General features: G+C 70.9%; 3 protein-coding genes. 1 reads left to right on the forward strand and 2 read right to left on the reverse strand.

Features of this window, described 5'->3' with window-relative positions:
* Positions 1-373: 373 nt before the first annotated feature.
* On the forward strand, positions 374-841 hold the full coding sequence (locus AAH979_RS19645; RefSeq protein ID WP_346259577.1) for a GNAT family N-acetyltransferase: 468 nt from the start codon (positions 374-376) through the stop codon (positions 839-841).
* A 16-nt stretch (positions 842-857) separates the two neighbouring features.
* On the opposite strand, the gene AAH979_RS19650 is transcribed toward AAH979_RS19645, so the two are convergent.
* Positions 858-5,198 carry a LamG-like jellyroll fold domain-containing protein gene (locus AAH979_RS19650; RefSeq protein ID WP_346259578.1) on the reverse strand — a complete coding sequence of 1,447 codons (4,341 nt, stop codon included), beginning with the start codon at positions 5,196-5,198 and terminating at the stop codon, positions 858-860.
* Positions 5,199-5,208: 10 nt separating this feature from the next.
* A complete protein-coding gene (locus AAH979_RS19655; protein ID WP_346259579.1) occupies positions 5,209-10,830 on the reverse strand; it encodes an RHS repeat-associated core domain-containing protein in 5,622 nt (1,873 codons plus the stop codon).
* Positions 10,831-10,888 lie beyond the last annotated feature (58 nt).

Here is a 10,888-nt window from a genome sequence, read left to right on the forward strand (position 1 = left end):
GCACAACCTCCGTCGCCGACTGTCGAGCTGGGTGCACAGCCGGGGCAGACGTCCGGAAGGGCCGGGAACGACGATCGGTCATGAACGTCAAGGGTCGCCGCCCGAGTGGGATCCAGGCTCGGGCCCTCGCGCCTTGGCATTCCTCGCCGAGTTTCGGCTCGATGCCCGCACCGAGTCGGCTATCCGAGGGTGCACAAGCGGGGCAGCTCTACAGTCTGCGGAACGAACATCCCTGGCTCGGCCACCATCCCTGGCTCGGCCACCATCCCTGGCTCGGCCACCTCGCGCGGCGATCCGGCGCGCAGCCGGGCAGCCGGTCGCCGAGCCGACCAGGGTGGCCAGGGTGGCCAGGGCGATGTGCCAGGCTGAGGGCATGAGTGAGCTGATCTTCCGGACCGCCCGCCGGGACGACGTACCGGCGGTCGTCGCGATGCTGCTCGACGACGAGGTGACCGCGAGCCGGGAACCGGCGGAGCCGACCGGCGAGGAGGTCGACGCCGCCTACTGGGCCGGCTTCGAGGCAGTCGACGCCGACCCGCGCAACGAGCTGATCGTCGCCGAAGTCGACGGCGAACCGGTCGGCACGATGCAGCTCACCTTCATCCCCGGGGTGAGTCGGCGCGGCGCCGAACGGATGCAGGTCGAGGCGGTCCGGGTCCGCCGCGATCTGCGCGGCGAGGGAATCGGCCGGCGGATGATGACCTGGGCGGTGGAGCAGGCCCGCGAACGCGGCTGCCGGCTGGTCCAGTTGACCACCGACAAGCGGCGTACCGACGCGCACCGGTTCTATGCCTCGCTGGGCTTCCAGGCCAGCCACGAAGGGATGAAACTGACGCTCTGAGGGCCGGCTACCCCGCTCATCCACACCTGCTGGTGTAGCCGGATCTGCTGTACGACTTCCCATCGCTCAACGTGACCGTGACGGTCCAGCTGGCCCCGCTGCCGCCGATGAACTCCCATCCGGACATGCTCGGGAAGTTACCGTTGAAGGAGCGTCCGCTCGTGCTCAGCGACACGCTGCCCGACGGCGACGCGCCCTTGGGGTCGACACCGCCGGCGTAGTACGACACGTACGCGCTGCTGATGTTGAGCGTCGTGTCGGCAACGCTGCCGCTGACGCGGACGCCCCAACCGCCGGGATACCCGGTCGCTTCGCAGTAGCCGGAGGCGCTCACCACCGGCGTCGGTGGCAGCACCGGCGGAGTGCCTTTGATCTGCCCGATCTCGGCGGCGGTCGCCGCATGATCCAGCACGTGTATGTCGTCGACCTCGCCCTTCCACCAGGACATCGGCCATCCGTAGCCGCTGCCGTACTCGCGGCCGACGATGAACGCCCGGTTGGCGAACCAGGTCGCTCGATAACTGGTCGTCGCCACCAGCGACCCGTTGACGTAGAGCCTCAGGGTTCCGGCCGAATGGTCGTACACTCCGGCCAGGTGGGTCCAGACACCCGCTTGCGGGGTGCCGCCCCGGGCCACGGCGTACTCATCACTGGCGAGGCTGTCCTGTTTGGCCATCCGGAACGACCACGCCTTGGTTCCCTCGCTGTCGAAACGCAGACTGAACCCGCTGTCGTTGACCCCGTCCTGACTCAGCAGTGCGGCGGACCCGCTCAGGCTGTCCAGCCGCGCCCAGCCCGCGACGGTGAAGCTGCCGCCTTCCGCAGGCACGATCGGCCCGCCGGTCCGACCGTGTGCACCGTCGAACGGCCAGTCCGGAATGGTCTGCCCGTCCAGGCGCAACGCCTTGCCCGTCGGCACGGTGACCCAGCTCACGCGGTCGACCAGGGACAGCGTGTGGTCGTTGTCGCTCACGTCGACCGCGACCGTGCCGCTGCCCTCTTCGAAGGTCCAGCGGGCGCTGGCCGCCCGCTTGGGCCAGTCCATCCACGCCTCGATCTCCGAGCTGGACAGGGCGCGCTGTGCCACGCGGACGTCGTCGATCGTCCCGGGCCAGGCGCCGACCCGGAAACCCTCGTTCTGCCAACGCCCGAATACCAGGGAGCTGACGGCGGGCGGGGCGTTGACGAACGGTGCGGTACCGGCGAGCCGCCCGTTGACATAGAGCCGGATCTGGCCCGCGGCCTGGTCGTACACTCCGGCCAGGTGGGTCCAGACGCCGACCTGCTCCAGGATGTCGCCCTGGACCCAGCTGGGTTGGCTGCCGGCAACCCCGTCGTCGGGGGTGTCGGCGGCGTTCACGGCGAAGATCCAGCCGTTGGGCATGCCCATGCCACGGGAAACGCCGAGCCTGAACCGGCTGTCCCAGCGACCGTCCTGGCTCACCGCGATGTACTGGTCCTGTCCGGGCAGCCGGTCGAGCTTGACCCAGGCGGCGACCGTGTAGCTGGCGTTGGGCTCGATCACGGGGTAGTCGGTGTGCGCCCAGCCGCCGTCGAACCGCGCCCCGGCACCGTGCCGCGCGCTCGTCCAGGACGCCTGGGAGTACAGCACCGCGGTGTGACGGTTTCCGGAGTCGTCGGGCGCGACGATGCCGCTGCCCTCGTCGAATCGCCAGTGCCCTTCACCGCCGAACTGGCCCAACCAGCCCATGTCGTCGCGGATCATCGTCTCGGACACGGCCGTGTCGATGACGCTGACCTCGTCCAGGTCGCCGGTCCACACCGGACTGTCCTGCAACGGCCCGATCCGCAGCGGGCCGGCGGCCGTCCACGGCGTGCTGAACGGTGCGGTGCCGGCGAGCCGTCCGTTGACGTACAGCCGAATCTGGCCGGCGGCCGCGTCGTGCACGCCCGCGAGGTGGGTCCAGACGCCAACCTGCGCCAGAGTGTCGGAAGCCGCGACGGCTTCCGGCGCGTCGGCGGCCCCGCTCAGCCGCGTGGCGAACTGCCAGCGCTTGTTGACCTTCTGATACCGCAGCGCGAACCCGTTGCCGGCGTGGCCCACGATGTTCAGGGCCCGAGAGTTGTCGATGTCGTCTGACAGCAGCCGCGCCCAGGCCATCACCGTAAAGCTCTGCGCCGTGTCGACCGCGCTCTGCGCGGCCACGCCACCGGCCCCGGACGCCCCGTTCAGGCGTACGCCCGAACCCGCATATCCGTCCACCCAGGACACCCCCGGGTTGAGCGTCAGCGTGCCACTCGCGCCGGCGTCGCTGGCGTCGTCCGCGATGTTTCCCGCTCCCTCGTCGAAGTGCAGGTCGACGACGGCGCGCAGTTCCTTGACGCGGAACTGGTAACGCGGGTTCCGTGGGCCACGATTGCCCGCGGCGTCCACGCACCACACCCATATCTCGTACATCGGCCGTATTCCGCCGACCAGTGGCCGGTACTCCAGCGAGGCGGCCGCACCCGGAGCAGGCGCCATGACGCGCCCACGTACCGGTGACCGATCGGGTACCCGGATCTCGTAGTCGTACCCGGCGACGTCCGGATCGCCGCCCGCGCCGAAGGTGAACTGGCCGAGTTGGTCGACACGGAGGCCGTACTGTGCCTGCCCGGGTTTGACCGGGAGGAAGTGCTGCGAGGTAATGGTCGGGGTCCGGGCCGGGGCGGTGACATCCACGGTGAACGGGCACCACGGGCTGTACGGGCTGGTGTCGACGCTGTCGCTTGCCCGCGCACGCCACTCGTACCGGCCGCCGTCGGCGAGGACCCCCTCGGGCACGTCGTACCGGTGGGTCCCCGGCCCGGTCCTGGGCGGGGTGTGCAGCGCCGGCTCGGTGCCGGCCGCCCGGATCTCGAAATCGATGCCGTGGCGGTCGCTGGTGTCGGCGTCGGCAACGGTCACCGATAGCTGGGGGGTCAACGTGGTGACCCACATCGCCGGCGAGCCGGCGCAGCCGGGCATGGTCGTGGTCGGCTCCACGACGGGTGCCCCTGGGGCGGAGTTGTACACCACCCCGATGCCGGGGACCCTGTGGGCGTACCGGGCGTCGTTCTCGAAACGCTTGCCGCCCACACCGGTGGGACTCTCGTCGGCCACTAGCGCCACGGTGACGTGCTGCCACGACCGCGCGGCGGCATCGGTGATCAGGGAGGTGGCGTCGAACTCGGCGACCGGCGTACCGGGGCACGCCTCATGGCCGGCCTTGATGGTGGTGACCGGGGCACCCACCTGGGAGATCTTGCCGGGCGCATTGCTCCAGGTGGTGCCGGAGTTGATCGTGCCGGTGTGCCACAGGTACACCGGTTCGGCTGCGCAACTGTAGGAGTACACCAGCGTGGCTCGGAAGGTCGCACTGATGATGTACCTGCCGGCGGCGAACGACGTGTCGAGTTCGAAGTAGGAGCGCCACCGGCCACCTGCTGGCTGGTCGGCCGGGTCGATACCGACCTGCGCGTCCCATGATGTGTCGTAGTAGCTCTGACTGGGCATCGCCGACCACACCATCGCCCAGTGCGGCCGGGGCGTCTGCACCTCCGGATCCAGGTGCAGCGGGTAGACCAGGTTCGGGTCGGACAGCACCGCCGGATCCGGGACGACCGTCAGGCTGTCCCGGCCGACCTCCACCTTCATGGGGTGCCTGCGGGCCCGCGACGACGAGTCCCACATGAAGGCGGGCAGCCCGTCGGCGGTCAGCGTCCAGTTCTCGGTACGCAACCCGAACCGGATCCGCGAAACGGCCGGGTGCCGGGCGGCTTCCGGCGTGTGCACCACCAGCTTCTCCGTGAACCCGGTGGGCGTGGCGGTCACGACGAGGTCGACACCGGGCAGCACGGCCGGGTACGTCGCGGAGTCCCCGGCCAGGTGCGGCTCAGGCAGCCGGCCGGGCCAGCTCAGCTCGACCCGCCGGCCACCGTCGATGAGGCTGGCGAACGGCCCGTCCCCACCGGTGGAGAAGCGTACGTCCGCAGTGGACGCCTTCGGTGCGATGAACCCGCCCGGCTGGCGCACCAGGGTGGTGTCGATGGGCGTCCAGCCGTTGCCCCGTCTGACCCGCACAGGGCTCGACTTCACCTCGGCGTACATCGTGCCGTCGGGGCGGGCGAAGACCTGCCGGGTCGGGGTGGTCAGCGCGGTGACCTCCACCGGGCGGCCGGTGCGGCGGGCGGCGGCCAGACCCGCCGCCTCCCCGACCGGACCCGGCTCCGGCCCGGCGACCGGACCCGCCTCCTGGCCCGCGACCGATTCGCGGGCCGGAGGGGATTCGGCGGACACGGTCCCGCCGGATCCAGGGATGGCGAGGGTGCCCGAGATGGCCAGACCCATTAGCGCCGTCAGCACACCACGTCTCATGGCGCACCGCCTACCGGTGACGAACCAGCGACGACCCGAGGCCGGGCAGCCATACGCCGCCCGATCCGATGCCCGTCCACGGGCCGGTCTGCCGTGGCGGGTCCCAGGTCATCGACGGCCACCGGTCGAGTGAGCCGGTGGAGCCGAAGCTGCCCCAGCCCGATCCGGAGGAGGACGAGGACCGCGCCGAGGCCGGGAGCGATATCGAGTACCAGGACGGAAGCATCAGATCGTAGCCGATGACAGTGCCCCCGCCGCCCGTCCACGAGGACGGCGGGACCGCAGGCGAGTACGGCGAGACCGGCGCCGCATCGTAGTCGGCCACCCACTCGTACGGGCGCGGCGTCACGCACTGGCCGCCCCAACCCCCACACTCGGTCTGCTGGTAGGTGTACCGGACCTGCGGCTCGTCGTAGGTGTCGTAGCCGTAGCTGTCGTCGTAGTACCCGCCGATGTCCCAGATGGTGTCGCCGTAGTACTCCCAACCGCAGCCCTCGCACACGAAGTAGTCGTCGTACGGCTGGCTCAGAAGGCGGTCGATCACGATTCCGCGCAGCCGGTCGGAGTCCTTCTTGGCGGGGAACCGCGGCGACGACTTCTTGGCCTTGAGCCCGTCCGGGTCCGACAGCGTCACCGGGCTGCCGTTGGCGTAGGAGTAGCCGTGCATCTGCTGCGGATCGTCGGTGTCGACGATCGGGTCGGCGGAGAGGAACCGGCCGATCGCCGGGTCGTAGTCGCGCGCGCCCAGGTGAATCAGCCCGGCCGGTCCAACGGTGCCGCCGACGAACCGCCGTTCGCCGTCCCACCACGTGGGCGTGGCGCCACGGGTGGCGCCGAACGGCAACTGGTAACGGCGGGCGGTGGGCTGGCCGGCCTGGTCGGCGACCGCGACGGTGGCCGTGCCCTGGTGGTCGTCGACCAGCCAGCTCAGCCGGGCCGGCGTGCGTACCGCGACAACGCTGTCGGCCTGGCCGTAGTAGCGCGTCGCGGTCACCGACCCGGAGGTGGCCCGGCGCACCTCGGTGTGCCCGAGATAGACGGTGGTACCCGCCGAATCGCGCCGGACGAGCTGGTTGCCGTCGGCGTCGTACACGGTGGATTCGGCTCCGCTGGTGGCCACCCGTCCCTCGGCGTCCCAGCTGACGGCCTGCCCCAGCCGTGAGGTGGTGTTGCCGGAGGCGTCGTAGCCGTAGCTCGCGGTCGTGGACCCGTTGGTGGTCACCGACCGCACCAGATGCGGCTGCGCGGCCTGGTAGGCGTAGGTCCGGGTGGTGTTGCCGGCCGCCGCGTGCCACACCTCGGCGAGCCGGTTGCCGATCTTGTCGTAGCTGTAGTCGTGCCAGTACGGCGCGGGGCCGCTCAGGTTGCCGGTCGTCGGCGACCCGCTGCACTCACCGGCCGGCGTCCATGCCTGCACGAGCCGTTGCAGCTGGTCGTAGCGGAAGCACTGCCGGTCGGCGGTGTCGTCCAGGTTGTCGACGATGGAGGTCACGTTGCCCGTGGCGTCGTAGCCATAGGCGCGGTCGGCCAGCGTCGGCCCGGCCTCCACGTCGCGATACGCCGACAGGTACGCCAGCCAGCGGGTGGCCTGGTCCCAGTCGTAGTTGCGGTGAACCTGCCGTCCCGCAGGGCCGGACGAGCGCGAGTCCAACGCCCCGAGTTCGTCGTACGTCGTGTCGGCGACGTAGGCTGCGAGCCCGGTCAGCGTGTCCGGGTTACCCAGCGCGTCGTAGCCGTGGGTCAGCGTCTCCTGCGCCAGGCCACCGACCGCCGGTAGCGTCGTCGTGGCGGGCTGGTCGTCCTCGTGGTAGGTGAACGTCGTGGTGTACGTGCCGGCCAGCCCGGTCTCGGCCGCCGGGACGGTCACCGCCGTGCCCTTGCGCCGGCCCCGCTCGTCGTAGCCGGTGACCGCCGAGACGTACGCCGCGCCGCCGGAGTGCCGCGTCGATGACGCGAGCAGCCCCTTGCCGCCCGGTGCGGTGTCGTACGCCCACTCGGCGAGCGTGCTGGCACCCTCGCGCAGGGCGGTGCGCCGGTCCAGGTCGTCGTAGCCGTAGGTCAGGGTCCGGCCGCGCGCGTCGGTGCGGGAGATGAGCCGGTCGGCGTCGTCGTAGCCCAGCACGACGGTGCCGGTGGTCGGCGCCTCGGCCCTGATCTGCCGCCCCCGGCTGTCGTAGGTGTTGCGCCGCACGTTGCCCGCCGGGTCGGTGATCGTCTGCAACTGGCCCAGCCTGGTGTACGTGTACCGGGTGGCGTCGTAGGCGCCGGTCGGTGCGCCACCGGCGTACTGCCGCAGCTCGACGGTCCGGCCATGTCCGTCCAGGATGGACGTCGTGGCCGTGCCGCCCTGCGGCGGGTCGACGTCCACCCGATCGCCGCCGTACGCGGTCGTGGTGCGCCACTGCTGCACCCCACCCGAGTAGAGGGCCTCGCCGGTGACCCGGCCCGCCCCGTCATAGCTGTACCGCGTCTCGCGATTTGGGGTGGTGGGCACGGCGAGCAGGCTGGTGCCGGGCAACCCGGCGTCCCAGCGCGCGTCGATGTCCCGGGAGACCCGGCCGGCACCGTCGTACACGGTGTCGGTGACGATGCGGCCACCGGTCGGGGAGCCGGTCTGGGTCTGCGCCGGGCGCAGCAGGCCGTCGTACAGCTCGTGGCTGACCGGGCCGATCAGCGGCCGGGTGGTCACCACCGATGGTCCACTCGCGCGTACCAGGTATTCGTGGCGCACGTTCGCCGTCGCCGTGGTGGCCCGGCCCGGCAGCCACACCGCGGTGAGCCGACCCAGTGCGTCGTAGCCGGTGCGCGTGACGTTGCCGTTGGCATCCTCGGTCGACGAGACGGTGCCGCGCAGTGGCTCGAAGTCGGTGGTCACGCTGTGGCCCAGCGGGTTGGTCCGCACCGTGCGGGTCACCGGTCCACCCGTCGCCGGGGTGTACGCGGTGCGGGTGACGTGCCCCAGCGCGTCGTACTGCTCCAGCGGGCGGCCGTGGCGGTCGGGGACCGTACGGGAGGCGGTGACGAAGCCGCTGCCGTTCCACTCCTCGACCCTGGTGAGGTCACCGGCGTCGCTGTAGGTGTTCTTCACATCGGTCAGCGTCGTTCCGGTCGCGTCGCACGCCGCGTCCAGGGTCTCCACCCGGCCAATGGTGTTGATGATCCAGGTGGTCGTGTTCTCGGTGTAGGTGTTGCGCACGCAGCTGTCGTCGGCCGTGGTCGAGGTGTCGCCGAGGTCGCTGGTGTGCAGCAGCCGGCCCCGGCTGTCGTAGCCGAAGCGCTTTTCCACGGTGCGCGTGCCCCCGCCGGCCAGCGTGATGAGTGTCCGCTCCGACACCTCGTCGGCCAGGGTCGCCTCCAGCGTGCCGGAGGCCCGCGGCCGGGTCGCGGTGGTGCCCAGGAGCCGCGGCTGGGACGTGGTACGGCTGATCACGTTCGACTCGTCGAATACCGCGGTCTGCCGGACCATGCCGCTGAACGCCGCCCGGTCCTCGACGCCGTCCACCGTGATCAGACGCTGGTCGCCGTCGGCGTCCCTGTCGTCGTACAGCCCGCGCAGGAACAGGTACTCGGTGACCGACTGGCCGCCGGTACGCACCCGCACCCGCTGGTATCCGCGCCACTGCCCCCAGGACTGCTGCGTGGCGGGCAGGATCTCGGAGTTGTCGTGGCTCCACAGCACCGCGCCGGGGTCGAGGTACTCGTACTGGGTGACCTTCGCCGTACGCCCGGCGACCAGGTCCTCCTCGATCACCTCGTTGACGACGTACTTGTGGAACCAGTCCAGCGCGGGCCCCGTGCCGCCGGGGCTCCAGAACGCGGGGAAACACTTGCGCACGTTGCTGTCCGGAGCCGGTGTACTGCCCGCGACGCAGTCGACGAGCGAGTAGTTGACTTTGATCTGCCCGCCGGTCTCGTTGACGATGCCGTGGATCCGGTACTTGTTGAGGGGGACCTTGCCGTCGATCGCCTCAAGGCGGTTGCGTTGCATGGTCCCGGCGAACCTCATCGGCGGGAGCGTGACGGTGCCGCCGACGTGGCCGGCACGGGTGATCGACTCCAGCCACAGCGCGGGTGCCGCGTCGGCACCGCTGCTGCCGGTGCCCGGGAACGAGTGGGTCAGCGTCCAGGAGTCGACGTCGCGGAAGCCGCTGCCGCTGTTCACCTGCGTGGTGATCTTCGCCAGCCGCTTGCTGGACCAGAACGTCGGGGCGAGGTAGGCGCAACTGCTGGTGCCGCACTCCTGGTCGTACGGGACGTCGGGGAAGTTGGCCGGTTCGCTGCTGGCACAGGTTGATCCGGGCAGGCACCGGCCGGCCACGGTGACCACCACCCGGGCCGCGCCCCCGGCGTACTCGATGCCGACCAGGTGGCCACTGCGCACGTACGGGGTGATCGTCCCGGCCCGGCTGTAGTTGTTGGTCTCCTTCTCGTAGCTGTAGGTGATCGCGTCGCCGTGCGGGTCGACGACCTTGTCCAGCATCCAGCGGTAGGTCTGCTGGCACCAGGACGCGGCGAACGTCGCCTGGTGGCAGGGTTCGCCACCGTCGTCACCGTAAACCGGCGCCGTCCAGGCCGAGCTGGCGGAGGCGCTGCTACCGAAGAAGTACTGCACGCCACCGGGCGAGGTCAGCCGCCAGTGCTCGCCGTCGTTGTCCCCGTTGGACGCGCCGAACAGCTGCTCGATCCGCCACCCGCTCTCGCGCTGCGCCGCCCACGTGCCGGTGTCCTTGTCGCGGACGAGTTCAGTCGTGAAATCGGGCAGCACCGCGACCGCGTTGGGCGACAGGTAGCACAGGTCGGCGACGCCCGCCTGGCCGTCCTGGTCGCAGGCGTGGTAGGACCGCTCGATGTAGCCGGTACGCAGGTCGAACCCCTCGCCGACCACCGACGGCTGGTTGTTGGTGGAACCGGTCCGCCCGTCGACGGCGCCCGAGTTGTAGGAGAGGCTCAGGTCCGGGACCGGACCGGGCAGTTGGGGCAAGGTGATCGGGTAGGACCAGGTGAAGTCGCCCGAGTTCAGGCCCACCTGCCAGGTCGCCGACGGCGCCAGGCTGGTCGCCCGGTAGCTGCCCGCGCTGCTGCTCGACGTGGCGACCAACGCGTAGACGCCATCCGCGCCCGTCGTCGTCACCCGGCCACGGATCGGGTCGTTGTTGCTGGTGATGGGCTGGCCGTCGAGGCGTACCAGCTTGAGTCGGGCCGCGTAGTCGCCGCCGAACGCGTGCCGGAAACCGGTGTAGTCCACCTCGATCGGCGCCCGCCCGGCCGCGCCGGTGATGCTGAAGACAACGCCGGAGTCCTTCCCGGAGCGCAGCAGCCGTACGGTCGCCGACTGCCCGAGCCAGATCGGCAGCGTTCCGGCCCGCGTCAGCTTCGGCGCGTCCGCATCGGCCTTCTCGACCTCGGTCGCTTTGACCTCCGCTACGCCGGGCGCCGGCCAGGTGACCGCAGGGGCGGAGCGCCAGGCGTTCCTGCTCGCCGCGTCGTCCATGGGCGCCCGGGCGGGCACGCCCGGGCCGGGTTTGCCGCTCAGCGCCGTACGTCCGGCCGTGTCGTCCGGAGCGGCCCGCGCGGGAAGGGGTTGCGCCACGAGCGACAGGGCGCAGAGCAGTATCAAGCCGAAACGTCGCACAGCCAGCCTCCAGCAACGAGTAGCCGGCCCGCTCGTAGAACGGGCCGGCTACAGCGTT

It is taken from the genome of Plantactinospora sp. ZYX-F-223 (assembly GCF_039649625.1).
GTDB lineage: Bacteria > Actinomycetota > Actinomycetes > Mycobacteriales > Micromonosporaceae > Plantactinospora.